This is a genomic window from Streptomyces sp. NBC_01232 (genome assembly GCF_035989885.1).
Taxonomy (GTDB): domain Bacteria; phylum Actinomycetota; class Actinomycetes; order Streptomycetales; family Streptomycetaceae; genus Streptomyces.
Window position 1 is genome coordinate 3,214,380 of sequence record NZ_CP108518.1, and the last position, 24,808, is coordinate 3,239,187.

Here is a 24,808-nt window from a genome sequence, read left to right on the forward strand (position 1 = left end):
GGGGGCCTTCTTCGTTGTGCCGTGGCACGCCACGGTCATCCCGCGGTCACGTGGTGATCTTCACCGTGTACGCGCCGGACCGGGTGCGGTCCGCCACCTCGATGGTGATCCGCTCCCCCGGCACGGTGTACGTCTCGCCCACCTCCAGCGGCGCGTCCGCCAGCGGCGGGTACACCGAACGGTCCCAGCACGCCTCCGTCGACGGGTGCGCGTCCAGCACCTCGATGGGGCCGCCGCCCGACGAGGCCTCGTTGCGCACCCGGTAGACCAGGACGCCTTCCGTGCAGGTGTCCCCGTCGTTGCCGGCGGAGCCGCGGGCCTCGACGGCGATCGCGCTGCCGGGGCCCGTACGGATCACCGCGAGCCGGGTGCCGCCGGTCCCGCCGCTCGGCGGGGCCTGGGCCAGCGGCTGGAGGGTGTGCATCGAGGATCCCGACTGCACGCAGTCCACCTGGGAGGAGTCCAGCCAGCCGAGCTTCCACTTGTGCCAGGCGAACAGGTCCGGGGCCATGCCGAACTGGCTGCCCATGACGTCCCAGTCCCCGACGTACGTGTCCCAGTCGCCCTTGCCGTCCGTGGGCCGGTGGTAGAGGTCGGGCAGGTCGAAGACGTGCCCGGTCTCGTGGGCCAGGACGTTCCGGTCCGGCGGGTGGCGCTCGAAGACGGTGACGATCCGCCGCAGTTCCGTGCCGTCCGCGACGATCGGGTTCTCGAAGTTGACGACCTTCGTGGCGTCGGAGTCCACGCCGGGTGCGTCCGGGTCGGCGACGAAGTAGACGATGTCGTACTTGCGGAAGTCCACCCGGGCGTCGGCGGTGGCGACCGCGTCCCGCAGGTAGGCCGCCCTGTCCCCGGCGGCCCAGTCCCGCCTTATCCCGTACGCGGTGGACGGCTTGGGCATCTGCATCCACTGCTTCTGCGGGTGCGGGGCGAGCCGGAAGCGCCCGTACGAGGCCTGCTCGAAGAATTCGCTGGTGGCGGGGAAGTAGTCGCCGACGATCTCCTCGGTCGTCAGGGCGCTGCGGTGGTCGGGGAAGGAGAGGAAGACCATGACCGCGTCGAGTGTGCGCTCGGGTTTGGGGTAGGCGCCGTTCCAGGTGTCCAGGCCGAGGGAGTGGTGCGCCGCGGTACGGGTCAGCGCGCAGGGTCCGGCCCCGGAATCGGCCACCGCGGGACCCGCGACGAGCGACATGGCGGCGAGCGCCGTCAGGGAGGTGAGCGCCGCGGCGGTACTTCGGACGCGGGAGCGGTCCACTCCCCCGGGTGTCTGCTGTCGCGCCACATCGACCTCCGGTGGTGGATTCGTGCCTGTTCATCCACCTTGAGGCGATTGTCTTACTAATGCCCAGTTCCGCTGCCCCACATGAGTGAGGAACACTTCAAGCCGCTGACCCTCGAACTTCACGCACCTGCCTACAGAACGTCACGACCGATCACCTGAGATCAGCAGGAGCACTCGCATGCTCAGAGCCGCGCAGAAACGATCGCCCCGCCATCGGCCGCCGAACCGTCATCACGCCGAACCACCCCGTCTCAACCGGTGGCGCCGCTGGATAGGGCCTCCCGGCAGCCTCTATGATCGGCACACTTTCCTGCGCGGACACTCACGAACACTGCGGGAGCCAACGGTGAGCGGAACCTCAGAAGGAACCGGTTCGGCGGCCGACAGCATCCGATCGGCCATTACGGAGCGTCACCCGGCAGTGCCGGCAGTGCCGTCGACTTCGGCCATCCCGGCCGCCACGGGGTCGCCGCACCGCGCCGAGTCCGAGCTGCGCGACTACCGGGCCGCCTTCAACGCGGCCCACCTCGCGATGGCCGTCGTGGACCGCGAGGGCTACGTGGTCGCCGCCAACCAGGCCTTCGCCGGACTGCTCGGCAGGGAGCCCCACACGCTCGTCCACCGGTGCGCCGCCGACCTGGTGGACCTGGCCGCGGAGGCCCGCACCTGGGCCGCGTACCAGGAGGTGCTCCGCGGCCGCCAGGCCCGGCTGCGCTGCACCCGCCGCCTCAAACACCCCGACGGGCACTCGCTCTGGACCGAGGTCACCCTCGGGCCCGTCCCCGGCACCGGGGACGTCCTGCTGTCCGTGGCCGACATCAGCGACCGCCGCGATCTCCAGGCCCGGCTCCGGCACCTCCAGATGCACGACCCGGTCACACGGCTGCCCAACCGTGCGCTGTTCTTCGAGCGGCTCTCCGGCGCCCTGGAGGCCTCCTCGTACGAGCACGGCGGCGGCACCGGCCGGATCGGCCTGGTCTATCTGGACCTCGACGGGTTCAAGGCCGTCAACGACACCCTCGGCCACCGCGTCGGGGACCGGCTGCTGACCGCCGTCGCCGCCCGGCTGACGCAGTGCGCCGACCAGTCCGGCTACGGGCGCACCGGCGGCCACCTGGTCGCCCGCCTCGGCGGCGACGAATTCGCCCTGCTGGTCGAGGACTCCACCGGTACCGAGCAGCTCGCGGACCTGGCGCGGAGCGTGCTGGCCGCCGTACAGGAACCCTTCGACCTGGCCGGGCAGCGGCTGTCGGTCTCCGCCTCGATCGGGGTCGTGGAGCGGGCGACGGCCGGTACCTCGGCGACCGGTCTGATGCAGGCGGCCGACACGACCCTCTACTGGGCCAAGGCGGACGGCAAGGCCCGCTGGACCCTCTTCGATCCGGAGCGCAACGCGCACCGCATGACCCGTCAGGCGCTCTCCTCCACGCTCCGGCCGGCCGTGGAGCGGGGCGAATTCGAGCTGGAGTACCAGCCGCTGGTGGACCTGGAGAGCGGGGCGGTGCGCGGGGTCGAGGCCCTGGTGCGCTGGAACCACCCGCAATTCGGCACACTCACGCCGAATCGGTTCATCGGGATCGCGGAAGAGGACGGCTCCATCGTCCAGTTGGGGCAGTGGGTCCTGCGGACCGCGTGCCGGCAGGCGCGGCGCTGGCAGATCGAACAGCCCAGCGACGCCCCGGTCTTCGTGTCCGTCAACGTCGCCGTCCGGCAGGTCTGGGACTCCGACCTCGTGGGCGACGTCGCGGAGATCCTGGCCGAGACAGGCCTGGCCCCGCAGCTGCTGCAGCTGGAACTGACCGAGTCGGCGGTGATGGGCTCGGCCGGCCGCCCGCTGCAGGCCCTCCAGGCGCTGAGCGACATGGGCGTGCGGATCGCCATCGACGACTTCGGCACCGGCTACTCGAACCTCGCCTACCTCAGCAGGCTCCCTGTATCAGTTCTGAAACTGGACGGTTCCTTCGTGCGCGGATTCCGCTACGAGGAGGGCGCGCACCCGAACCCGGCCGACGAGACCATCGTCGAGGCCCTGGTGCAGCTGGCGCACCGGCTCGGCCTGACGGTGACCGCGGAGTGCGTGGAGACCGCGGGACAGGCCGCACGGCTGCGGCGCGTGGGCTGCGACACCGGCCAGGGCTGGCTCTATTCGCGCGCGGTGGCCCCGGAACGGATCGCCGAGATGATCGGCACCCGCCCGGGTGCCGAACACCCCTGTTAGCCGATTCCACTTGGCCGTTCCGAGGGCTTAAAGGGGCCCTTTCACCGTTGGACAGGCCGGGACCCCGCTGTGACGATCTTCGAGCGAAGACGTTCGTCAACTTCCGTGATCTGTGGGGGAATCCAGCATGAAGCTCACCCGTTCCGCGCTCGCCCTGACCGTAGGCGCGCTGGCCCCGGCACTGCTGCTCGCCACTCCGGCCCTCGCCGCCGGCCCGGCGGCCGCCGCTCCGGCCAAGGTGGCGGCGGTGACGGCCGGGGAGTCGCCGTACGACACCATGTCGGATGCCGACCTGCGCGTGGAGGTCGCCCGCATCCTGGCCACCAACCCGGGCAAGGGCGTCACCCGCGCGGCCAACAAGGCCCTCGACGGCACCACCGAGGACGTGCGCACCTTCCTGAAGACCGGCTACGCGATCGCGCAGGACGAGGACAACAAGGTCGCCATTCTCCGGATCCTTGCCGGCAAGCCGGGCAAGGGCGTGACCCGCGAGGCCAACAGGGCCCTCGACGGAACCCCGGCCGACCGCGTCGCCTTCCTGGCCACCGGCCTCGCCAAGGCCCAGGACGAGGACAACAAGGTCGCGATCCTGCGGATCCTGCACACCAACCCGGTCACCGGAAAGGGCGTCAAGCGCGAGGCGAACAAGGCCCTCGACGGCACCCCGGCGGACCGTACCGCCTTCCTGAAGACCGGCTTGCGTCTGGCCCAGGCCGAGGACGACCGCGTGGATGTCGCCCGCATCCTCGCCCGCCCGGGCATCAGCGCGGCCCTGGACGCGGAGTGCCAGAGGCTCCTGAACGGCGGCACCCCGGAGGAGCTCCGGTACTTCATCACGGTCGGCCAGTACCAGTTCTGACCCTGACAACGCGGTCCGCCCCCGGCCTGACCGCCGGGGGCGGACCGCGTCGTCAGAGGCTCCGGACGAACGCGGTGAATGCCTCGGGGGCCACGGTGAAGGCGGGGCCTTCGGGGTTCTTGGAGTCGCGGACGGCGACCAGGCCGTCCCCTCCGGCGGTTCCGCCGTACGAGGCCTGGCGCCAAGCGGCGGGGCCGAGCGGGGCGCACTCGACGCATTCACCGCCGTTGGTGCTGCTGTAGGACGACTTACGCCACGGCACGCCCGTCAGGTTCAGATTGGTACCCATACCGTTCCTCCATTACGCGCGCGATCAGAAGGGCCGAGGCCGCCGGCGAAAGGGCTTCGGCTTGCAGGCGAGCGTATCCGACGGACCGCTCCTTGATCACTTGCGGATTGGCCGTCATACGGCCTGAGTCATAGCTCTCCGTATAGAAGAGATCGGGATCGCCGTCGAAGCGGAGGAGGGTGAACGATCCCGTCATCCCGGTGTGTTCACCGGCCGAGAAGGGCATCACCTGAATCTGCACCCAGGGCCTGTCCGTAAAGGTCAGCAGGTGAGCCAGCTGGTTGCGCATGACCTCACGGCCGCCGACGCTCCGGTGCAGCAGGGCCTCGTCGAGCACCACCCACGCCACCGGCGGATCTTCTCGCTCCAGGATGCGCTGACGCTCCATTCGGGCCGCCGCGATCTCGTCCGCCCGGTCGGGAAACTCCACGCTCACCAGGGCCTTCGCATACGCCTCTGTCTGCAGGAGCCCGTAGACCACCTGCGCCTGGAAGGTGGAGATGAAGGTCGCCCGCCCCTCCATCTCAGCGAACGGCTGGAACCACGTAGGGAGCACGCTCCGCAGGACCAGCCCGACCAGGCGGGAGAAATGCCCGCCCGTGCCCAGCGCCGCGTCCACCCGTTCCGAGAAGTCCCGCGTCGGGACCCGTTTGCCGTTCTCGATCATGCCGATCAGGGAGCCCGTGCAGAAGATGATCGCGCCGAGCTGCGCCTGCTTCAGGCCCGCTTCTTCTCTCAGCCGGCGCAGCTCGTAGCTGTAGTAGTCCAGCGGCGAGGCACTGGGATCGATGTCACGGACGACGGCCATGAGACGGGCACCCCCAAGCGGAGAACGAGCGTGTGGCCGAGGGTAGCGACAGCGACACGCACCGATGTCGCGAATCCGGCAACCATGTGACACACCTCCGCCCCGCCCCCGGGAGAGAGGGGGCGGGGCAAAGGCGTCGCTCGGCGCGGGGTGGGGGGAGATCAGCAGGCGCCGAGGTCCTTCCAGACACCCCACTCACCCGTGGTGCCCGGGGTCTCGTTCTGCGTCCACCACTGGGCCTTGTACTTGCGGCCGTTGTGCGCGACCTCGTTGCCGGCCGTGTAGACCGTGCCCGCGACGTACGCCGGAGTCGAGCCGCAGCCCGTCGGCGGGGTGGTCGGGGGCGTGGTCGGCGGGGTCGTGGGCGGAGTGGTCGGAGGCGTCGTCGGCGGGGTGGTCGGCGGGACCGTGGTGCCGCCGAGGGCGTCCGAGATCTGGTTCAGCAGGGTCGTGTTGTTGTCCAGGCCGAGCAGGGAGTACATCATCGCGCCGGCCAGGCCGCGCTGCTTGCCGTAGTCGACCCGGGCCTGGATGGACTTCTGGTTCAGGCCGGTGAAGAACTCGCCGTCCTTGTAGAAGTACGAGGCCTTGGCCTGGTCGTCCCAGAAGGTGGTCGCCGGGTTGTCGACGAGGCCGCCGAGCTCCTTGTAGTTGGCGATGCCCGCCTGCTGGCTGGTGGGCCGGGCGCCGGAGGCGCCGGTCGCGGACTGGGCGAGGCCGTTGTTCGCCCCGGCGGGGACGCCCTTCCAGCCGCGGTAGTAGAACTCGTAGCCCAGCGTCAGCTTGTTGGCGGGGAAGCCGCCGGTGATGCCGTAGGCCGGGTTGCCGTCGATCCAGGAGTCGATGGCGTTGTCGATGCTGTACTTCTGGGTGCCCGGCGCGATCGGGTCGGTCGGGTCGCCCGCCGGGGAGTGGAGCGGGGACTGGTGGTACGTCGGGCCGTCGCTGTCCCAGGCGCCGTGCATGTCGTACGTCATGATGTTCGCGTAGTCGAGGTACGCGCCGATCTTGTCCGTCTCGATGTACTTGATCTTGTCCTGGCCGGCCGGGAGGGCCGAGGTCAGCATGTACTTCTTGCCGCCGTTGGCCTGGCCGTAGGCGTCGAGCTGTTCGCGGAACTCCTTGAGCAGGAGCGTGAAGTTCTGCTTGTCCTCGGGGGCGTAGTGGTTGCCGAGGTGGCCGCCGGACGAGCCCGGGTACTCCCAGTCGATGTCGATGCCGTCGAAGATGCCCGCGGCGACGCCCTGGCCGCCGTAGCCGCCCTCGACCGGCAGGTTGCCCTTGATGTACTGGTCGATGCAGGAGGACACGAGCTTCTTGCGGGAGGCGTCGGTCTTCGCCGCGTCGCTGAAGTACTTGGAGTAGGTCCAGCCGCCCAGCGAGATGTTGATCTTCAGGTGGGGGTACTTGGCCTTCAGCTGCTTGAACTGGTTGAAGACGCCGACGATCGGCTGGTCCCACTTGTCGGCGACCCCGCTGACGCTGTCCGCGGCACTGAAGGACTTCTGGTAGTCGGCATACGAGTCGCCCGCGCCGTCACCGGCGTTGGGGTTGTTGTCGTCGCCCGCCGCCTTGTTCGCCTCGAAACAGGTGAGGTTGGTGGGGTGGATGTTGCCGAAGGAGTAGTTGATGACATCCAGCTTGCCCGCTATGCCGCGGGTGTCGAGGTGCTTGGGGTAGAAGGCGTTGCCGTACACGCTCCACTGGTCGTAGTAGGCGATACGGACGCCGCCCGCTGCGGCGCCGGCCGAGGCGTCGGCGGCCTGGGCCGTGCCGAGTCCCGCGAAGGAGGCCAGCGCTCCGGCTGCCAGCGCGGCCGTGGCGGCGGCAGCGATGAGGGGTTTACGGATGTGCATGAACTGTCTCCGTGGGGGTGGGAGGGGCGGTCAAGCGGTTCGGGTGAGAGCAGTGATAGCGATCTCCGCATGACCGCGTCAATGGTTCGGACCAAAGAAGGACTAGACCATTCCGGCGATATTTCCCCAAGTCAGAGACCTGAGCGCACATCAGAAACCGCTCGCCACCCCGGGTGACGAGCGGTTTAAGGCTGCCTTCAGGCAGCTCCGCGCAAGGTTTCGGCAATGAACCAGCTAAACCCCGTTCGCACGCCGTCAATCGGCGGCGGGCGCCTCCTCGGGCATGCCGTACGCATCTGCGACGAGCGCGTACGAGCGCAACCGGGCCGACCCGCTGTGGGCGTTGGAGGTCAGCATCAGTTCGTCGGCACCCGTCCGACCGGCCAGGTCGTCCAGCCCCGTGCGGACCTCGTCGGGGGTGCCGTGCACGACGTTCGCGAGCCAGCCGTCCACGAACTCCCGCTCCGGCGGGGAGAAGTCGTACGCCGCCGCCTCCTCGGGGGTCGGGATCAGGCCGGGCCGTCCGGTGCGCAGGCGCAGCATCGACAGGGCGCCCGTCAGTACCTGGGCGCGGGCCTGCCCGTCGGTGTCGGCGGCGAGCGCCGAGACGCCGATGGCGGCGTAGGGGGCGTCCAGGACGGCCGAGGGGCGGAAGCTCTGGCGGTAGAGGTCGAGCGCGGGGACGGTCCCGGCCGCCGAGAAGTGGTGGGCGTAGGCGAAGGGCAGGCCGAGCTCTCCGGCGAGGCGGGCGCTGAAGCCGGAGGAGCCGAGCAGCCACAGCGGCGGCCGTCCGGCGGGGCCCTGGACGGGGCCCGGTACGGCGTGCACGCGGGCGTACGGATGCCCGTCGGGGAAGTCGTCGTCGAGGAAGCGGGTCAGCTCCGCGAGCCGCCGGGGGAACTCGTCCGCGGCCTCGTCGAGCCGCCCGGGTCCGCGCAGCGCGGCGGCCGTCCGGCCGTCGGTGCCGGGGGCGCGGCCGAGTCCGAGGTCGATGCGGCCCGGGGCCATCGCCTCCAGGGTGCCGAACTGCTCGGCGACGGCCAGCGGGGCGTGGTTGGGCAGCATGACCCCGCCGGAGCCGAGCCGGATGCGGGAGGTGTGCGCGGCGAGGTGGGCCAGGATCACGGCGGGCGAGGAACTGGCGACGCCGGGCATGGAGTGGTGTTCGGCGACCCAGTGGCGGTGGTATCCGCGGGCCTCGGCGAGGCGGGTGATCTCCACGCTGGTACGGAGGGAGGCGTGGGCGGTGCTTCCCGCGCCGACGGTGACGAGGTCCAGCACCGAGAGCGGTACGGTCGCCCGGCCGTGGGCTGCGCCACGGATCCCGTGCGGATTCCGGTTCCGGTCCGCCTCCCCGTTCGAGGCCCCGCTCGTACCGCCCCGCGGGTCGTCCCCTGCGTCACTCATCGTTGCTCCCGTTTCGCTCTCCTGTGTGCACGACATCAGTGCGACACCGTACGAAGAACTCGAACCGTGGACGGCCACCGGGCATTCCCGGTGCCAGGAGGCGGAGCGCATGACCTTGGCATATGCCACTGGAGTAGATCCAGGCAGATGGACCTGATTGAGCCATCAATCTCCTCAACAGGCGCTCCACATGGGCCTCTTGATGGCTATCGTGGTAGGGCAAGCGGTAACAACCTGCTAGGGGGAAACCGTGGCGCTGAAGCCCGAGCCGACCGCGCCGTTCCACTCGGTGCAGTACGCACTACGCGTACTCGAAACGATCGCACGTCACACCGGTGGTGTGACGGACGTGCAGATCGCGCGTGAGACCGGCCTGCCCGCAGTCCATCTCGCCCCGATGCTGCTCATGCTGCGCCGGGAGGGATATGTCCTGCAGGTGTCCGACGGTGCTTACGCCATAGGGGATTCCCTCGTCCTGCTCGGTTCGGGCATCGACCGGCAGCAGGCACTCACGGACAAGCTCCAGGAGACGCTGGACCGGCTGCGCGACTCGGTCGGCGCGGCCGTCTACATCAGCCGGTACGTGGACGGCGAGGTCCGGATCACGCAGTTCGCGGACAGTCCCCGCACCCCGAAGGTGCACGAGTGGGTCGACTTCCGCTCCGCCGCGCACGCCAGCGCGGTCGGCAAGTGCCTGCTGACCCAGCTCGACCTGAACGGGCGGCGCGACCACCTGTCCCGGCACAAGATCGCCCGGCTCACGTCGAAGACGATCGTGAACGAGCGGATCCTGTTCTCCAAGCTGGACGCCCAGCCGGCCACCGTGCCGATGCTCGACCTGCAGGAATACGCGGTGGGCACGGTCTGCGCGGCGGTTCCGATCACGGCCGGGGCCTCGGTGGGCTGCCTGGCGCTGTCGATGCCGGTCGAGCACGCACACCGGCTGCGGGCCGCGGCGGACACCCTGAACCGGAAGGCCGCGCCGCTGCTGCTGTCGCTCACGCTCTAGGACGGGCGGGACCGACGGGGCGGGCCGGGCCGGCTGGGGCGGGCCCACCGGCCCGGAAAACACTTCGGGCGGTTCCCGGTGACCCGGAAACCGCCCGAAGGACAGGTGCGCCGCCAGGGACTCGAACCCCGGACCCGCTGATTAAGAGTCAGCTGCTCTAACCAACTGAGCTAGCGGCGCCTGCTGACAGAGAAAATACTACCCGGTCCTCAGGGGTGCTCAAAACCATTACCCGCGGAGGTGCGCGGGGCCCCGGGGCGGCGCCCCGGGAGCGGCGTCAGCGGGCCAGGAGGTCCGTACGGCCGTGGGACTCGTACGCCGCGAGCAGGGCGGCCAGGGCGGCGGAGTCCAGGCGGTGGTAGCCCCCGGCGGGGGCGCCGTGCCAGACCGGGTCCTCGCAGCGGAAGCCCTCGCGGCGCAGGGCGGCCCGGTGGATCTTGTTCGTCGCCGTGGTCGGCATGGAAGCCACGATCCGGACGTAGCGCGGGGCCATCTTCGTGCCCAGGTCCGGCTGGCGGGAGAGGAAGGCCCCGAAGGCCTCCGGGGAGAACACCGCGCCCTCCCGGAGGGCGAGCGCCGTCATGACCTGGTCCCCCGCCGCCTCGTCCGGGACGGCGTAGACGGCGACCGCCGCCGCGTCCTGCCAGCGGGCCAGGATGTTCTCGATCATCGCGGCGGCCAGGTTCTCGCTGTCGACCCGGAGCCGGTCGTCGGTGCGGCCCGCGAAGTAGAGGAAGCCCGCCGCGTCACGGAAGAAGAGGTCCCCGGTCCAGTACCAGCCGTCGCGGGTGCGGTCGGCCTCCGCGTCCGGGTTGCGCCAGTACCCCTCGAAGAGGCTGCGGCCCCGGTTGACCAGCTCGCCGATCGCCTCCGAGCCGTTGAGCAGGCGGCCGTCCGGCGCCAGGACCGCGGGCGGGCACGGCTCACCGGTGGCCGGGTCGATGACCGCCAGGTCGTCCCCCGCGCCCGCCCGGCCCAGGGCGCCCGGCGGGGTGTCCGGGGTGCGCTGGACGGAGGCGCCGCCCTCCGTGGCGCCGTAGCCCTCCACCAGCCGGACGCCGAAGCGCTCGGCGAAGCGGGCCGCGTCCACCGCCCCGGCCTCGGTGCCGAAGCCGAGCCGAAGGGTGTGGCTGCGGTCGTCGGGGCGGGGCTCGGTGGCCAGGAGGTACTGGATCGCCCGCCCGACGTAGGTGAAGTACGTCGCCCCGTAGGCCCGTACGTCGTCCAGGAACGCGGAGGCCGAGAAGCGGCGGCGCAGGGCCACGGGGGCCCCGCCGACGAGCGCCGGCAGCCAGTCGGCGATGACGGCATTGCCGTGGAAGAGCGGCATGCAGATGTAGTGGACGTCGTCCGGGGTGACGGAGAACTGGCGGGCCAGCGCGGATCCGGCGGCCGCGAGCCGGCCCTGGGTGCAGATGGCGGCCTTGGGGGCGCCGGTGGAGCCGGAGGTGAAGTAGAGCAGGAGGCGGGAGTCGGGGGCCGGGGTGCGCAGGGCGGCTTCGCCGGGCTCGGCGGCGGCGTAGGGGGCGAGGAGGGCCTCGTACTCCTCGGTTCCGGTGACCAGGATGCGTACGCCGGGCAGGTCGAGGCCGCGCAGCAGCGGCAGGTGGGCGGGCTCGGTGATCAGCATCCGGCAGTCGGTGTGCAGGATGTCGCGGGCCAGCTCGGGGCCGCGCCGGGTGGGGTTGATCCCGGCGACGGCGGCCCCGGCGAGGGCCGCCGCGCCGAGCCAGAACGGGAACTCGGGCGTGTTGTCGAGCAGGATCCCGAGGTGCGGTTCGGCCCCCGGAGGCATGAGGTCGACGAGGAGCGCGGCGCGCGCGGCGGCCTCCTGGGCGGTCCGGTGGCGGGTGAGGAGGCCGTCCTCGTGTTTCAGCCCGGGCCGGTGATCGCCCCATTGGCGCGCTATGAGCTCCGCGACGGTGTCGGGTGCAGTCGTCGTCCGCATGCCGCCGGAGGGTAGCTGACGTAGCGTCAGAACTGAACGTCGGAGCAGGCGTAGAAGGCCATCGGGGTGTCGTTGACGGTCCAGACGGCCAGGATCAGGTGCCGGCCCGACTTGCCGCTGGGCATGGCTCCCTGGTGGACGGTGGTCATGGCGGGGCGGGCGCCGTTGTAGGCGACGGTGAGGAAGGGCTGCGGTTCGAGGTCGGCGCGGGTGAGGGCCCTGGTGCCGGTCCAGCCGTTCTTGGTGACGTAGTACTTGAAGTCGGTGGTGGAGTGGTTGGCGGTGAACTGCCACCGGAAGCCGTAGCTCTGCCCGCCGGTCACCTTGGTGGTGGGCCAGGCGCCGCCGCGGGCGTTGTCGAGCTCGGAGAACTGCGGGAGTCCGCCGGAACATATCTTGCCGTCGGCGGGGCCGGCGGCCGGGAACCCCTTGAAGCCCTCGACGCTCTGCGGCTCCCACTGGATCGCCCCGCAGTCGGAGACGGTGCGGTTGGCGCAGAGCTTCTGGCGGCTGATCGGAGTGTCGGTGTAGCCGTGGCTGCTGGCGCTGGGGGCGCCGAGGAGGGTGATTCCGGCGACGAGGCCGAGGCCGAGCGTGGCGACGCCGGTCCGTTTGGGCATGCGGATGGGACGCATGATGCTCCTTGAACGTGGGGGGAGTTCGGTGAGAGCGCGCGCGTGTGGGGATTCAGGTCTAGACCAAGTCCCAGATTATTGACGAGAGTTGGCCATGTCCATACCAATGGGAAAACGGGTGGTCCGGTCACTTCCGGCCACCCGTTCCCGTACCGCTGGACTACCGCCGACTGGCGCTGAATCACCGCCGGACCGCTGCCGGACCCCCCTGCCGCTCCCCTACTCCGAGCGGCCCGTGTAGAAGGCGACCGTGAGGTCCTTCACCAGCGCCTTGCGCTCATAGTCGTCGAGCTCGACCAGCCCGCGCGAGGTCAGCCGGTGGACGGTGTCGTCCACCGCGTCCACCACCGACGTCAGCACGGTGTCCCGGTGCTTGGCGTCGATCGCCGCGACCCGGCGGCGGCGCATGGCGTCGGCCACCTCGGCCGCGTACTCGATCCGCGTCGGCTGGGCCGAGAACACCTCGATACCGACGGCCTCGGTCTCGGCCGCCAGCATCCGGGTCAGCGCGTCACCGACGGCCTCGGCGTCGCGCAGGGTCGGGGCGTCCTCGTGGAAGGCGTCCGCGGGCAGCTGCGACAGCACGCGGGCCATCGCCGACTCGACCTGCTCGGCGAGGTACTCGGTGTGGTCCTCGACGGCGAGGGTGGCCCGTGCGGTGTCCCTGACCTGCCAGACGACCTGGACGACGACCTGGAGGGCGAGACCGCCCGAGTCCACGGCGGGCATCGGGTCGCTGCGCCAGTGACGCAGCCGTACGTCGACCCGGCGGCGCAGCAGGAGGGGGCTCACCCAGGTCAGGCCGGTACGGCGGACCGTGCCGCGGTAGCGGCCGAAGAGGGTGAGCACCCAGGCGTGCCCGGTGCGGGCCCGGCCGAGCCCGCCGAGCGCGACGAGGGCGACGATGCCGAGGAAGGCGAGCGGGGGCCAGTGGGTGGCGCGCAGGCCTTGGTAGGCGCGGGGGGCCGCGCCGAAGGCGGCCACGAAGGGGGCGGGGACGACCCCTGCCCGCCAGAGCACGGCCACGCAGCCGGCCAGGGCCATCCCGCCGACGGCCACGCCGACCCAGCCGGGCAGCACCGGGCCGCGGTGCTCGCGGAGCCGGTCGTCGCCGCGGGGGACGCGGCGGCCGGGGGCGGGCCGGGAGGCGCGGGCGGCGGGTGCGGTGGCCGCGGAGACGGGCCCGGGCGCGGCCGCGGTCGGGCGCGGCCGCGTGCTGCGGAACGGGAGGTGTACCGGCACCTCGACGACCGAGGTGCCCCGGTGGGCTCCGGCGCGGGGGAGCTCCGGCGCGCCGCCCTCGTCCAGGCCGCGCGCCACCGCCCGGGCGACGATCTCGACCGGTCCGGGCCCGGGGACGCCGGAGAGCGGCGCGGCCGCGTCCACCGGTTCGGGCGCGGTGCCGATGGCGGTGCCGGTGCGGGTGCCCGTGTCGGGTTCGGCTTCGGGTGCGGGCACAGCGACGGCGACGGCTTCGGCTTCGACATCGACATCGACTCGGGCGTCGGCCTCCGCTTCGGCTCGGGCGTCGGCCACGGCCTCGGCCTGCGCCTGCGCCTCCGCCTCCGCCTCCGCCTCGACCGTGGTTTCCGGTGCGCGGCGGGCCTCGGCCTCGGCGGTGCGCAGGCGCAGGGTGGCCACTCCGGTGTGGGCCTCCGCTTCCTGCGGGTGCGGGATGTCCAGGGAGGCGGTGGCCGGGAGGCCGGCGCCCTGGTCCCCCTCGTCGTACGGGTGGGCCCGGGCGGCCGGCACCTCCCACCCGTGCGGCAGCTCGGGGCCGGGGCGTGCGGCCTGGGACGCGGCCCAGCCGAAGGAGGTCTCGGCGGCGACCGCGTGCTCGGCAGCGGCGGCGCTGCCCACCAGGGCCGGCGGGGGGCCGGGCTCGGTCGCCTCGCGCGGCGCGGCGACGGCCACCGCCACGGCCGCGTGTTCCTGCGCCGGCTCCGCGGCCCACACCGGCTGAGCGGCGGGTGCCAGGGCGGGCTCGGGCGCGGGAGCGGGGGCCGGCGCGGGATCGGCCGCCCGGACCGCCACCGGGGCGGCCAGCGGCGGCACTCGGAAGGTGCCCGTCGTCGAGGTGGTGCGCGTGGGGAACATCGTTACCTCCGTCATGCGAACAGCCGGCGCCAGGTTTCCGGGCCCGGGTAGCCGTTGGCCGAGGCGCCGGTCCAGCCCTGCGCACGCTGGAACGCCTCGACGTTGCGGCGGTCGGCCTCGCTCCAGCGCAGGCCCGGACCGGATGTGTAGTACTTGCCGAAGCCCTTCTTCACCAGCTGCCGGCCGAGGGCCTTGATGGCCTCGTGCGACATGCCCGGACGGAACACCGCGGCACCCGGGAAGGCGCGTACCCCGCCCGGTCCCGGCGCGCCCGCCACCGTCGGCGGGATGTTCTTGCCCTGCTTCTCGACCAGCAGCTTCCAGGTGTGCGTGCCCGGGATGCCGTCGGCGTCCGCACCCGTCCAGCCCTGTGCGCGCTGGAAGGCGGCGGTGGCGAGCTTGTCGTGCTCGCTCCACGTCCGGTCGGCCACCCCCTTGGGGTAGAAGCGGTACGCGCCGCGCTCGATCAGCATCCGGCCGAGCTGGGCCACGTGGTCGTTCGTGGCGCCGGGGCCGAACTTGTCCGCGCCCGGGAAGGTCTTCGCGTCCCCCGGCTTGGGGCCGGCCGCGGGCGGCTCGGCGCCCGGGGCCTCGGGCAGGATCCCGCCCGGCACCCCGTTGAACCGGTACGGGACGTACTTCGTCGCGTTCGCCCAGTACCCGTAGGGCGTGGCCAGCTTCCGCGTGTTCGGGCGCGTCTGCTCGTAGGCGACGTAGTGCGTGTGCGTCTCGTCGACCCAGCCACCGAAGATGACCACGTGCGAGCCGTTGTTGGGGTCCGCCGGGTTGTGGAAGAGCAGCATGTCCCCCGGCAGCAGCTCATCCTTGGTGATCTTGGTGGCGAACTTGTCGAGGCTGCCGGTCCACTCGTTCGTACCGAGGTTCCAGACCATGGAGACGTAGCCCGAGCAGTCCTGCCGGTACCCGTCCGTCCAGTACTCGGACATGCTGTACGGGACCTTGGCGTCGAGCCACAGCTTCGCCCGGTTGATGATCGTCGCGCGGTCGATGCGGCGCACGGTGCCCGGCGTGGCCGGAGCGCCGGGCTGTCCCACCGGACCGCCCTTGGGGCCGTGCAGCGGGGTCCGGGCGCCCTGCGGGGAGCCCGGGTCGTCCAGTGCCACCGGCCCCGGAGCAGGGGTGGTGACGGCCATCGCGGTCATGCTCCCGCCGCCCAGGACGACTCCCGCGGCGGTGGCCAGCACCAGCGCCCGGCGGGCTCCGCGTGCGGCCGGGTGCCCCCCGTCCCGGAGCGGTATGGCCCGCGCCCGGGCGAGGGCGCGGCGGCGCTGGGCGCAGCCCCGGCACGCACAGTCGCCCGCGGGCTCGTACTCCTCGAAACCGGGCATCGGCATCTGCACATGCGTCGGAGGCTGCATCGTCATGCGGTTCCGTCCACTCCCCTGCTCGTCCACTCGTCCACTGGTCGGCGGGAGCCGCACCTGATAGAGCATCAGATGCGGCACGCGCAGACATATCGTGCACGATAAACCCCCCAAACATGGGTTAATCGGACAAGGTGGGCGTGGCTGGTCACGGGCACCCCCGGACGTGGGGTAGAGTTTTCTCTGTCAGCAAGCGCCGCTAGCTCAGTTGGTTAGAGCAGCTGACTCTTAATCAGCGGGTCCGGGGTTCGAGTCCCTGGCGGCGCACAGACGGAGGAAGCCCCCCGCAGCGAAAGCTGCGGGGGGCTTCTTCGTTTCCGGTCCGACCCGAGCAAGTTCGCTCAGGCCTGCTCAGGCCTGCTCGTATCTGCTCAGGCTGCGGTGCCCGGTTCGCCCGGGCGGGCTCCCACACCCGTCAGGTAGGCGGAGACCACCACGTTCGCCGTGTACTCCTTGGCCGTCTTGTCGTACGTGCCGCCGCAGGTCACCAGCCTCAGCTCCGCACGGCCGCGCACCCGCTGGCCGTAGGCCTTGTGCGCGTCGAAGGCCGCGCGCTCGTAGACCCGTACGTCCTCGACCGTGAACTCGGCGACCGAACCGTCCGCCCGCACCACCCGTACCTTGTCGCCCGGCTGCGCCGAGCTCAGGCCGTAGAACACGGCCGGCTTCGAGCGGGTGTCCACGTGCCCCACCATCAGCGCCGCCCCGGCCGTCCCCGGCTGGGTGCCCCGGCCCCACCAGCCCACCGTGCCCGGCTGGTCGTACGGGGGCGGGTCGATCGCGCCGTCCTTGTCCAGGTCCCGGGAGATCACCGGAGCCTGGATGCCTATGGAGGGCACGTCGACGCGCTGGGGCAGGGACCCGGCCAGCGGCGCGTGCGCGGCCGGCAGCCCCCGGCCCACCGTGCCGCCCGCCGGACCCGCGGGCGGGGCGGGCGCCACGGTGAGCTGGCGGCCCCACAGCCACAGGCCGAGCACCAGCACCGCCCAGGCGGCGAAGGTCAGCAGCCGGCCGCCGGAGGAGGCCCTGTCCTCACTCACCGCCCTCACTCACCGCTGCGGCGGCGGCGCAGGGCCAGCGCCCGGCCCGCCACGGCCAGGGTGGCCACGGCGGCGAGGATGGCGCCGATCACCGTGTGCGGCAGCCCCGGGCCGTCGGCATCGTGGTCCTTCTTGGCCGAATCCGCCGCGAGTTCGGCGGCCATGCCGCCGCCGCCCGCGTGGACCGGCCAGATGGGACTGGGGTGGTGCGAGGGGCGGTAATGGGAGATCTGGACCGAGCCGCTGATCTTCTCGTGGCCGTCGCACATCACCCGGACGGAGTGCCAGCCCGGCGAGACGTGCGAGCTGATCATCGCGTCGCCGTAGAGCGGGCTGCGGCCGCCGTCCCGGCCGTAGAGGTCGACGTCCGACACGAAGGCGGCGGACTTGGCCGATCCGCGGTTGCCGTCACAACCCTGGACGCGCAGCTTGACCTGCGCTCCGGGGTGAGCCGGATTCGGGTCGACCGTGATGCTGCCGCGGTCTCCGCGGCCACCGCGGTCCTCCTCGCCCGCGAGGGCGATCGGCGCGGTCACCGCCGAGAATGCCGCCAGGGTGACGGCCATCGCGGTGGCGCGGACAGCGATCGGAACACTGCGCATGATGAACCTCCTCGACAAGGAGATTCACGCGCGCCGCGCCGCCGCGCATCCGGAGCGGCGCCGTACGTGTCGGCCGTACGCCCCAAACGCGGTAGGCCCGTTCGGCCGTACGCCACACGCGACGGGCGGTGCGCGTCAGACCAGGTCGACCAGGTCCGCGATCGAGGCGACCGTCTTCGTCGGGCGGAACGGGAACTTCTCCGTGTCCTTCTCGGTGGTCAGACCGGTGAGGACGAGGAAGGTCTGCATGCCCGCCTCCAGACCGGCCAGCACGTCGGTGTCCATCCGGTCGCCGATCATCGCGCTGGTCTCCGAGTGCGCGCCGATGGCGTTCAGGCCGGTCCGCATCATCAGCGGGTTCGGCTTGCCGGCGAAGTACGGCTTCTTGCCCGTCGCCTTGGTGATCAGTGCGGCGACCGCGCCGGTGGCCGGGAGCGGGCCCTCGGTGGAGGGGCCGGTCTCGTCGGGGTTGGTGCAGATGAAGCGCGCGCCCGCGTTGATCAGCCGGACCGCCTTGGTCATCGCCTCGAAGCTGTACGTCCGGGTCTCGCCGAGGACCACGTAGTCGGGCTCGTGGTCGGTCAGGATGTAGCCGATGTCGTGCAGGGCGGTGGTCAGACCGGCCTCACCGATGACGTACGCCGTGCCGCCCGGCCGCTGGTCGTCGAGGAACTTCGCGGTGGCCAGCGCCGAGGTCCAGATGTTCTCGACGGGAACGTCCAGGCCCATCCGGTGCAGCCGGGCCTGGAGGTCGCGGGGGGTGTAGATCGAGTTGTTGGTCAGCACCAGGAAGGGCTTGCCGGACTCGCGCAGCCGCTTGATGAAGGCATCGGCGCCAGGGATCGGGGTGCCCTCGTGGATGAGGACCCCGTCCATGTCGGTGAGCCAGGATTCGATCGGCTTGCGCTCTGCCACGGGACTGTTCTCCGCTCTCGGTGACCTGCGACCTCTGGTCTGTACCACCCTATCCGGGCCGGGCTGCGGACGTCCCTGCCGTCCACAGCCCGGACCACGGGGGGCGATCAGCCGGGGCGGATCAGCCGAGGCGGACGTCGTCGACGGTCCAGTACCAGTTGTTGTTGCCGCTGTAGCGGAAGCGGATCTGGACGTCGGTGGCGCCGGCCGGGACCTGGAGGGCGAGGGACTCGGACCTGGCGACGGCGTCGGCGGTGTAGGACTTCACCACGGTCGGGGCGGCGCCGTCGTAGGAGACCAGGACCTGGGCGGTCTGGCCGGCCTCCTGGCGGTAGTGGGTCCGGAAGGTCAGATTCCGCGTACTGCCGCCGGTGACCGCCCACTTGGGAGTGATGAGGGTGGAGTCGAAGGTGCCGGTGTGGCTCTTGTCGTCCCACTCGTCGGAGTCGGCGACGGCGAAGACGTCACGGGAGCGGACGTTCAGCTCGCGCCACTGGTCGCGCTGCGACTGGCTCCAGAACTCGTCGGTGGCGAAGGCCCAGCCGGCCCACTCGGTGACACCGCCGGTGCCCATCTTCGAGTTGTCGACGGACCAGCCGGCGGGCGGGGTGTGCGTGAAGCCCTTCACGCCGGCCGGGATGCCCGTCTCGTCCACGCGGGCCCGGAGGTTCGGGCGCAGCGTGTCGAAGGGGTCGCTGTCCGGGGCGTTCAGCGGTACGCCGTCGAGGCCGGGGGCGCCGACGCCGACCTGCGCGAGCGCGGTGGCGGCGACGTCGACCAGCTTCACGTCCTCGCGTACCGAGCCGGCCGGGATTCCCGCGCCCCTGGCGATGACGAAGGTGCCGCGCTCCTGGATGGTGGAGCCGCCGTGGCCGCCGGAGTCGGTGTGGCCGTGGTCGGTGGTGACCAGGACCTTCCAGTTCTCCTGGGCGTACGTCGGGCGGTTCTGGACCGCGGTGAGGAGCCGGCCGACCAGGACGTCGACGCGGGCGACGGTGTCGAGGTACTGCTGGCTGGCGGCGCCGTAGGAGTGACCGGCCGCGTCGATCTCGCCGAGGTAGACGAAGGCGGCGTCCGGGTTCCGGTCGCGCAGTTCGGCCTCGGCCGCGGCGGCGATCTTCGGGTCCTCGTTGCGGTAGCCGTCGCGGTCCCCCTTGAGGGAGAGTCGTTTGTCCACCTTCGGGGAGAAGATCGGGCCGTTCTGGTCGGTGGAGGTGATGGGCTCCCAGTCGGCGGCCGCGTACGTGTTGAGCTCCGGCCGGGCGTTCTCGATGCGGGTCAGGAAGTCCGGGTGGGCGGTGTAGTTCTTGCCGGTGAAGGAGTTGTCCTTCACGCCGTGCTTGTCGGGCCAGACGCCGGTGGCGATGGTGGACCAGCCGGGGCCGGAGGAAGTGGCGGCCATGGGGCTCGCGTAGAGGGTGCTGCGGGCGGTCAGCCCCTGGGCCATCAGGCCGTTCAGATTCGGCGCGTTCGCGGCCTTGACGCGGTCCAGGACCGCGCCGTCGATGCCGATGACGAGGACCTTGTCGGTGTTGGCCGCCGCGCCGGCGGCGCCTGCGGGGGTGGCCGCCACGGTGGCGGCGATCAGGGCGGAGGTGACGGCGGTCGCGGCGACGGCACGACGTCCGGGCAGAACAGGGGACACGTACTCCTCCTGGGAGCAAGTGAGCGGCGGACGGAGCGGGGGCATTGCGCAGGTGCCGGGTCCGGGCCGAGGGTGAGGTCCTCGGTCCAGACCGGTTATGCAAGCGTCACTCTGCCGTTCCTGGGTGGCCAGGAAGTAACCGGTCAGCTTCCGGTTGCCGACTTCCACGCATCGACGTAACCGGTGAGGTTCTTGCCGATGTCGGCCCAGTCCGGCTCGAAGATCTCCACACCCGTCATGATCCTGGTGAGCTCGACGGCGTTGGCGTCGGTCGGCTTGACGTCGGTGCGCGCCGGGAAGCCGCCCCCGACCCCGATGACCAGCTGCTGGGCCTGCTCGCTGAGCAGGTGGTCGAGGAGCTTCCTGCCGTTCTCGGTGTGGGGGGCCTTGTCGACGAGGCCGGCCGCGTACGGCAGGGCGAAGCTGGTGGGCCTGCCGCCCTCCTTCGCCGGGAACCAGATGCCGAGGTTCGGCATGGACCTGGACTGCGCGAAGTTCATCTGCACGTCGCCGTTGGCCACGAGCAGCTCGCCCTTGTCGGTCTTGGGCGCGAGCTTGCTGGTGGAGGAGGACGGGCCGACGTTGTTGGCCTGGAGCTTCTTCAGGTACTCCATCGCCGGCTCCTTGCCGCCGAAGTCGTGCATCGACTTGATGAGCACGGCGGTGCCGTCGCCCGCGACGCCCGGGGTGGAGTACTGCAGCTTTCCCTTGTACTTGGCGTCCAGCAGCTCCTCCCAGGTCCTGGGCGCCTCGGCGAGCTCCTTCTTGTTGTAGACGAAGCCGAAGTAGTTCTTGACGACCGAGGTCCACCTGCCGTCGGGGGACTTGTCCGCGCCGTTGACCTTGTCGGAGCCCTGCGGCACGTAGGACTGGAGCAGGCCCTTGCCGTCGGCCTGCTGGATGAAGGGCGGCAGGGTGATCAGTACGTCGGCCTGGGTGTTGGTCTTCTCGCGGACGGCGCGCTGCACCATCTCGCCGGAGCCGCCCTCGACGTACTTGACCTCGATGCCGGTCTTCCTGGTGAAGTCGGCGAAGACCTTGTCGTACCAGCCGTCGCCCTTCTCGCTCTTGAGGCCGTCGGCGCTGTAGACGGTGACGACCTTCTCGCCGGCCCGGGAGTCGGCGGAGGGCGAGCCTCCGCAGGCGGTGAGGGGGGCGGCGAGGGCGAGGCTGCCGGTGAGGACGAGGGCGGTGCGGAGGAATCTCTTGCCGGTCATGGAACTTCCTTACGGGGAAAGGGAGTCGGCGGGGGTGGGGTGGGCGTACGGGGTTCAGCGGTAGGAGGCCCTGGTGCGAACGCGGGAGACGGCCAGCAGGACCAGCAGGGTGGTGGCCATCAGGACCACGGCGACGGCGGAGCCGCTGAAGAGCGAACCGCGGTCGGTGGCGGTGAAGATGCGGACGGGCAGGGGCATCCAGTCCGGCGGGTAGAGCATCATCGTGGCGCTCAGCTCGCCCATGGACAGGGCGAAGCAGAGACCGGCCGCGGCCGTGAGGGACGGCAGCAGGAGGGGGAGCCTGACCCGCCACAGGACGTACGCGGGACGGGCGCCCAGGGAGGCCGCCGCCTGCTCGTACGCGGGGTCGAGTCGTACGATCGCCGCCGAGACCGACTGGTGGGCGAACGCCGTGACGAGGACCGTGTGCGCCAGGACGACGATCGAGCCGGTGCCGTTGAGCAGGACGGGCGGCCGGCTGAAGGCGACGAGCACGGCGAGGCCGACGACCACGGACGGCACGGCGACGGGCAGCATGAACAGCGCGTCCAGCAGTCGCCTGCCCCGCTTGCGCAGCGCGGCGCCGGCCAGCGCGGCCCAGGTGCCGACGGTGAGCGCAAGGAGGCTGGCGGCGACGGCGGTGACCAGGCTGGTGGTGAGGGCCCGGAGGGATTCGCCGCGCACGGCGGCGGCGTAGTTCGCGGTGGTCGGGCCGGAGGGGAGGGCCCCGGACCAGTGCGTGGAGAAGGACGCGGCCACCACGACGAGCAGGGGCAGGGCGAACAGCGGAAGGAAGAGGAGGCCGAAGAGGCCCCAGGCGGCCCAGCGGCCGCTCTTGCTACGCACCAGCACGCTTGCCCACCACCCGGTAGAGACCGAAGAGTCCGACGGAGATCGCGATGTTGACGACGGCGACCACGCAGGCGGCCGGGTAGTCGGATTCGAGGATGGCCTTGCCGTAGATGAGCATCGGGAGGGTCGTGACGTCCTTGGCGCCGGTGAACAGGACGATCCCGAACTCGTTGAGGCACATGACCAGCACGAGGCTGCCGCCGGCGGCGAGCGCGGGGAGGGCCTCGGGCAGGATCACCTGCCGGACGATCCGGGCGGGCCGGGCGCCGAGGCCGGCGGCGACCTCCAGCTGGGCGGTGTCCAGCTGGGAGAAGGCGGCGAGCAGCGGGCGCATCACGAAGGGCGTGAAGTACGTGATCTCCGCGAGCAGGACGCCCCAGGGAGTGGTGAGGAAGTGGAAGGGCCCCTCGGCGGCGCCGGTGAGGCCGGTGACCAGGCCGTTGGCCATGCCGACGGTCCCGTAGAGGAAGAGGAGGGCGAGGGTGATGAGGAAGGAGGGGAAGGAGAGGAAGACGTCGATGAACCTGGCGACGGCGCGGGCCCCGGGGAAGGGCACGAAGGCGATGACGAGCGCGAGCGCGAAGCCGAGGACGAGACAGCCGGCGGTGGCTCCGACGGCCAGCCATACGGTGGTGCCGAGGGCCTCGCGGAAGCTCTGCGAGGCGAAGACGGAGGCGTACGCGTCGAAGGCGCCGCCGCCGTTCTCGGGGGTGAGGGACTGCTGGACGACCAGCGCGAGGGGATACAGGAACACCAGCGCAAGCACGACCACGGGCGGCAGAGCCCACAGACTGCCCGGCACGCGCAGCCGGTCCAGCCCCGCCGGCGTGTGAGGCGCGGGGTCCCGATCTTTCAGCCCCGCCGGCGTGTGAGGCGCGGAGCCCTGCCCTCCCAGCCCCGCCGGCGATTGAGGCGCGGGGTCCGGGGCGGAGCCCCGTGGGGGTTCGGCCCGGAGCGGGCCGACGGCCGTACGGGGCGCGGCCCGCCGCGAGGCGTCAGGCACGGGACACCCCCGCCCCCAGCAGCACCGCGTCCCGCGGCTCGAAGTGCAGGGTGACCCGGTCCCCCGGCGCCGGAGTCTCCCGCAGCTCGGGGAGGTCCGCCTTCACCCGGTGGCCGCCGATGTCCACGTACAGCCGGTGCGTCGAGCCGCGCCACTGGACCTCGGCGAGGGTGCCGCTCAGCGCGTTGGGGCCGGCCCCGAGGCCGAGCAGGTGCGGCCGTACGCACAGGGTGGCCGTCGAACCCGGCGCCGCGCGCCCGCGGTCGAGGGCCAGCGTCCGGCCCTCGAAGACCGCGCCGCGCTCGGCCACCGTCACCGGCAGCAGGTTCGCGTTGCCGACGAACGAGGCGGTGAACTCGGTGCGCGGGGCCCGGTACAGCTCCTGCGGGGTCCCGCAGTCCTGCAGCCGGGCCCGGTCCATGACGGCGATCCGGTCGGCCAGGGTGAGCGCCTCCACCTGGTCGTGGGTGACGTACAGAATCGATACGTCGGGCAGTTCGCGGTGCAGCCGGGCCAGTTCGGCGAGCATCCCGGAGCGCAGCTGCGCGTCGAGCGCGGAGAGCGGCTCGTCGAGCAGGAGCACGCCGGGGCGGATCGCGAGGGCCCGGGCGATGGCCACGCGCTGCTGCTGGCCGCCGGAGAGCTCGCGCGGGTGGCGCTTCGCGTAGGCGGCCATGCCGGTCATCTCCAGGGCCTCGGCGACGCGCCCCGGGATCTCGGCCCTTGCGGCCTTCTGGGCCTTGAGGCCGAAGGCGACGTTGTCCTCGACCCGCATGTGCGGGAAGAGCGCGTACTGCTGGACGACCATGCCGATGCCGCGCTTGTGCGGCGGGAGCGCGGTGACGTCGCGGCCGCCGATCAGCACCCGGCCGGCGAGGGGCCGTACGAAGCCGGCGACGGCGCGCAGGGCCGTGGTCTTGCCCGAGCCGGAGGGGCCGAGCAGGGCCATCACCTCGCCCGGTTCGACGGTCAGGTCCAGGGAGTCCAGGACGGTGTTGCCGCCGTAGGCGACGCTGACCCCGTCGAAGCGGATCCCGCTCACGGTGACTCCACGAGGAGGGAGGGGAGTTCGGCGACGGAGGCCAGGACGTGGGTCGCGCCGTGCTGCACGAGCGCGGCGCGGTCGTGGGCGCCGGTGAGGACGCCCGCCACGATCCCGGCGCCGGCGCGGCGGCCGCTGAGCATGTCGTAGGCGGTGTCGCCCGCGACCACGACGTCGCTCACGTCGGCCACGGCGCCGGTGCGCAGGAACGCGGTCAGCACCATGTCCGGGTAGGGGCGGCCGCGGCCGCCCGCGTCGGCGGGGCAGAGGGTGAGGTCGGCGAGGTCCTGCCAGCCGAGGGCGTCGAGGATGGCGTCCTGGGTGACCCGGGCGAACCCGGTGGTCAGGGCGACGGTGCGGCCGTCGGCGCGGAGCTGCTCGATCGCGGCTCGGGCGCCGGGGAGCGGGGTGACGAGACCGCTGTCGACGAGTTCCCCGTAGGCCTCCTCGAAGGCGGAGTTGGCGCGCCGGGCGAGTTCCTCCGTACCGAAGAGGTGGCGGAAGACGGAGATCTTGGACTCGCCCATGGTGTCGAGGACGTACTGGAGCTTCGCGGCGTGGTCGGGGGTGCCGGGTTCGACTCCGAGGCGCTCGGCGGCCCGCCCGAAGGCGCGCTCGACGAGGCCACCGTCGGAGACGGTGGTGCCGGCCATGTCGAGGACGATCAGCTTGTGCGCGGTGTTCAGGTCGTTCATCTGA

At 71.7% G+C, this 24,808-nt stretch carries 21 protein-coding genes and 2 tRNA genes; 4 read left to right on the forward strand and 19 right to left on the reverse strand.

What is annotated here, in order from left to right:
* Nucleotides 1-46: 46 nt before the first annotated feature.
* A complete protein-coding gene (locus tag OG444_RS14860) occupies nt 47-1,282 on the reverse strand; it encodes a M6 family metalloprotease domain-containing protein (protein ID WP_327262635.1) in 1,236 nt (411 codons plus the stop codon).
* Nucleotides 1,283-1,628: 346 nt separating this feature from the next.
* Between OG444_RS14860 and OG444_RS14865 the strand changes: the two genes are divergently transcribed.
* The gene (locus OG444_RS14865) at nt 1,629-3,500 is read left to right on the forward strand and encodes a putative bifunctional diguanylate cyclase/phosphodiesterase (RefSeq protein ID WP_405789046.1); all 1,872 of its coding nucleotides are present in this window, start codon (nt 1,629-1,631) and stop codon (nt 3,498-3,500) included.
* A 127-nt stretch (nt 3,501-3,627) separates the two neighbouring features.
* Nucleotides 3,628-4,359, forward strand: a complete 732-nt coding sequence (locus tag OG444_RS14870) for an ALF repeat-containing protein (RefSeq protein ID WP_327262636.1) — start codon at nt 3,628-3,630, stop codon at nt 4,357-4,359.
* Nucleotides 4,360-4,411: 52 nt separating this feature from the next.
* Here OG444_RS14870 and OG444_RS14875 read toward each other — a convergent pair whose 3' ends face one another.
* The 4 genes from OG444_RS14875 to OG444_RS14890 form a co-directional block, all read right to left on the reverse strand.
* Nucleotides 4,412-4,648 (reverse strand): DUF397 domain-containing protein, encoded by a 237-nt coding sequence (locus tag OG444_RS14875; protein WP_327262637.1) that lies wholly within the window; start codon nt 4,646-4,648, stop codon nt 4,412-4,414.
* Nucleotides 4,608-5,456 carry a helix-turn-helix domain-containing protein gene (locus OG444_RS14880; protein WP_327262638.1) on the reverse strand — a complete coding sequence of 283 codons (849 nt, stop codon included), beginning with the start codon at nt 5,454-5,456 and terminating at the stop codon, nt 4,608-4,610. Before OG444_RS14880 ends, OG444_RS14875 begins: the two co-directional genes overlap by 41 nt.
* A gap of 161 nt (nt 5,457-5,617) precedes the next feature.
* Nucleotides 5,618-7,312, reverse strand: a complete 1,695-nt coding sequence (locus OG444_RS14885; RefSeq protein WP_327262639.1) for a glycosyl hydrolase family 18 protein — start codon at nt 7,310-7,312, stop codon at nt 5,618-5,620.
* 255 nt (nt 7,313-7,567) lie between these two features.
* A complete protein-coding gene (locus OG444_RS14890) occupies nt 7,568-8,719 on the reverse strand; it encodes an LLM class flavin-dependent oxidoreductase (protein ID WP_327262640.1) in 1,152 nt (383 codons plus the stop codon).
* A 250-nt stretch (nt 8,720-8,969) separates the two neighbouring features.
* Between OG444_RS14890 and OG444_RS14895 the strand changes: the two genes are divergently transcribed.
* The gene (locus OG444_RS14895) at nt 8,970-9,728 is read left to right on the forward strand and encodes an IclR family transcriptional regulator (protein ID WP_030718073.1); all 759 of its coding nucleotides are present in this window, start codon (nt 8,970-8,972) and stop codon (nt 9,726-9,728) included.
* Between the two features lie 106 nt (nt 9,729-9,834).
* Here the strand turns inward: OG444_RS14895 and OG444_RS14900 are convergent.
* The 5 genes from OG444_RS14900 to OG444_RS14920 all read right to left on the reverse strand — a co-directional run bounded on the left by OG444_RS14900 (nt 9,835) and on the right by OG444_RS14920 (nt 15,763).
* Nucleotides 9,835-9,908: transfer RNA gene (locus OG444_RS14900), tRNA-Lys, on the reverse strand.
* A gap of 97 nt (nt 9,909-10,005) precedes the next feature.
* On the reverse strand, nt 10,006-11,676 hold the full coding sequence (locus OG444_RS14905) for an AMP-binding protein (RefSeq protein WP_327262641.1): 1,671 nt from the start codon (nt 11,674-11,676) through the stop codon (nt 10,006-10,008).
* A gap of 26 nt (nt 11,677-11,702) precedes the next feature.
* Nucleotides 11,703-12,296: a lytic polysaccharide monooxygenase auxiliary activity family 9 protein gene (locus OG444_RS14910; protein WP_327266783.1), complete on the reverse strand. Its 594-nt coding sequence runs from the start codon at nt 12,294-12,296 to the stop codon at nt 11,703-11,705.
* A gap of 234 nt (nt 12,297-12,530) precedes the next feature.
* Nucleotides 12,531-14,408, reverse strand: coding sequence for an SPFH domain-containing protein (locus OG444_RS14915; protein ID WP_327262642.1), 1,878 nt, complete (start codon nt 14,406-14,408; stop codon nt 12,531-12,533).
* Between the two features lie 11 nt (nt 14,409-14,419).
* Entirely contained in the window at nt 14,420-15,763 is a 1,344-nt protein-coding gene (locus tag OG444_RS14920; protein ID WP_327266784.1) for a peptidoglycan-binding protein, read from the reverse strand.
* A gap of 223 nt (nt 15,764-15,986) precedes the next feature.
* On the opposite strand from OG444_RS14920, the gene OG444_RS14925 reads away from it, so the two are divergent.
* Nucleotides 15,987-16,060, forward strand: a tRNA-Lys gene (locus tag OG444_RS14925).
* A gap of 104 nt (nt 16,061-16,164) precedes the next feature.
* On the opposite strand, the gene OG444_RS14930 is transcribed toward OG444_RS14925, so the two are convergent.
* From OG444_RS14930 to OG444_RS14970, 9 genes are all read right to left on the reverse strand, one after another.
* Complete coding sequence (locus tag OG444_RS14930) at nt 16,165-16,833, reverse strand: class F sortase (RefSeq protein ID WP_327262643.1); 669 nt, start codon at nt 16,831-16,833, stop codon at nt 16,165-16,167.
* 5 nt (nt 16,834-16,838) lie between these two features.
* Entirely contained in the window at nt 16,839-17,435 is a 597-nt protein-coding gene (locus OG444_RS14935; protein ID WP_327262644.1) for a hypothetical protein, read from the reverse strand.
* A gap of 135 nt (nt 17,436-17,570) precedes the next feature.
* Entirely contained in the window at nt 17,571-18,350 is a 780-nt protein-coding gene (locus OG444_RS14940; protein WP_327262645.1) for an HAD-IIA family hydrolase, read from the reverse strand.
* Between the two features lie 121 nt (nt 18,351-18,471).
* Entirely contained in the window at nt 18,472-20,040 is a 1,569-nt protein-coding gene (locus OG444_RS14945) for an alkaline phosphatase family protein (RefSeq protein ID WP_442810526.1), read from the reverse strand.
* 98 nt (nt 20,041-20,138) lie between these two features.
* Complete coding sequence (locus OG444_RS14950) at nt 20,139-21,212, reverse strand: 2-aminoethylphosphonate ABC transporter substrate-binding protein (protein WP_327262647.1); 1,074 nt, start codon at nt 21,210-21,212, stop codon at nt 20,139-20,141.
* 54 nt (nt 21,213-21,266) lie between these two features.
* Complete coding sequence (locus tag OG444_RS14955; protein WP_327262648.1) at nt 21,267-22,064, reverse strand: ABC transporter permease; 798 nt, start codon at nt 22,062-22,064, stop codon at nt 21,267-21,269.
* Nucleotides 22,051-22,959: a 2-aminoethylphosphonate ABC transporter permease subunit gene (locus OG444_RS14960; RefSeq protein WP_405792699.1), complete on the reverse strand. Its 909-nt coding sequence runs from the start codon at nt 22,957-22,959 to the stop codon at nt 22,051-22,053. Before OG444_RS14960 ends, OG444_RS14955 begins: the two co-directional genes overlap by 14 nt.
* Before the next feature lie 100 nt (nt 22,960-23,059).
* On the reverse strand, nt 23,060-24,109 hold the full coding sequence (locus tag OG444_RS14965) for an ABC transporter ATP-binding protein (RefSeq protein WP_327262649.1): 1,050 nt from the start codon (nt 24,107-24,109) through the stop codon (nt 23,060-23,062).
* Nucleotides 24,106-24,804 (reverse strand): phosphonatase-like hydrolase, encoded by a 699-nt coding sequence (locus OG444_RS14970; protein ID WP_327262650.1) that lies wholly within the window; start codon nt 24,802-24,804, stop codon nt 24,106-24,108. The genes OG444_RS14965 and OG444_RS14970 overlap by 4 nt, the downstream gene beginning before the upstream one ends.
* Nucleotides 24,805-24,808: the final 4 nt, after the last annotated feature.

Bases quoted from the DNA above. Each gene is read 5' to 3' on its own strand.
- OG444_RS14870 (WP_327262636.1), top strand. From the start codon at position 3,628: ATGAAGCTCACCCGTTCCGCGCTCGCCCTGACCGTAGGCGCGCTGGCC.
- OG444_RS14875 (WP_327262637.1), bottom strand. From the start codon at position 4,648: ATGGGTACCAATCTGAACCTGACGGGCGTGCCGTGGCGTAAGTCGTCC.
- OG444_RS14880 (WP_327262638.1), bottom strand. From the start codon at position 5,456: ATGGCCGTCGTCCGTGACATCGATCCCAGTGCCTCGCCGCTGGACTAC.
- OG444_RS14885 (WP_327262639.1), bottom strand. From the start codon at position 7,312: ATGCACATCCGTAAACCCCTCATCGCTGCCGCCGCCACGGCCGCGCTG.
- OG444_RS14890 (WP_327262640.1), bottom strand. From the start codon at position 8,719: ATGAGTGACGCAGGGGACGACCCGCGGGGCGGTACGAGCGGGGCCTCG.
- OG444_RS14905 (WP_327262641.1), bottom strand. From the start codon at position 11,676: ATGCGGACGACGACTGCACCCGACACCGTCGCGGAGCTCATAGCGCGC.
- OG444_RS14910 (WP_327266783.1), bottom strand. From the start codon at position 12,296: ATGCCCAAACGGACCGGCGTCGCCACGCTCGGCCTCGGCCTCGTCGCC.
- OG444_RS14915 (WP_327262642.1), bottom strand. From the start codon at position 14,408: ATGTTCCCCACGCGCACCACCTCGACGACGGGCACCTTCCGAGTGCCG.
- OG444_RS14920 (WP_327266784.1), bottom strand. From the start codon at position 15,763: ATGCCGATGCCCGGTTTCGAGGAGTACGAGCCCGCGGGCGACTGTGCG.
- OG444_RS14935 (WP_327262644.1), bottom strand. From the start codon at position 17,435: ATGCGCAGTGTTCCGATCGCTGTCCGCGCCACCGCGATGGCCGTCACC.
- OG444_RS14945 (WP_442810526.1), bottom strand. From the start codon at position 20,040: ATGCCCCCGCTCCGTCCGCCGCTCACTTGCTCCCAGGAGGAGTACGTG.
- OG444_RS14950 (WP_327262647.1), bottom strand. From the start codon at position 21,212: ATGACCGGCAAGAGATTCCTCCGCACCGCCCTCGTCCTCACCGGCAGC.
- OG444_RS14970 (WP_327262650.1), bottom strand. From the start codon at position 24,804: ATGAACGACCTGAACACCGCGCACAAGCTGATCGTCCTCGACATGGCC.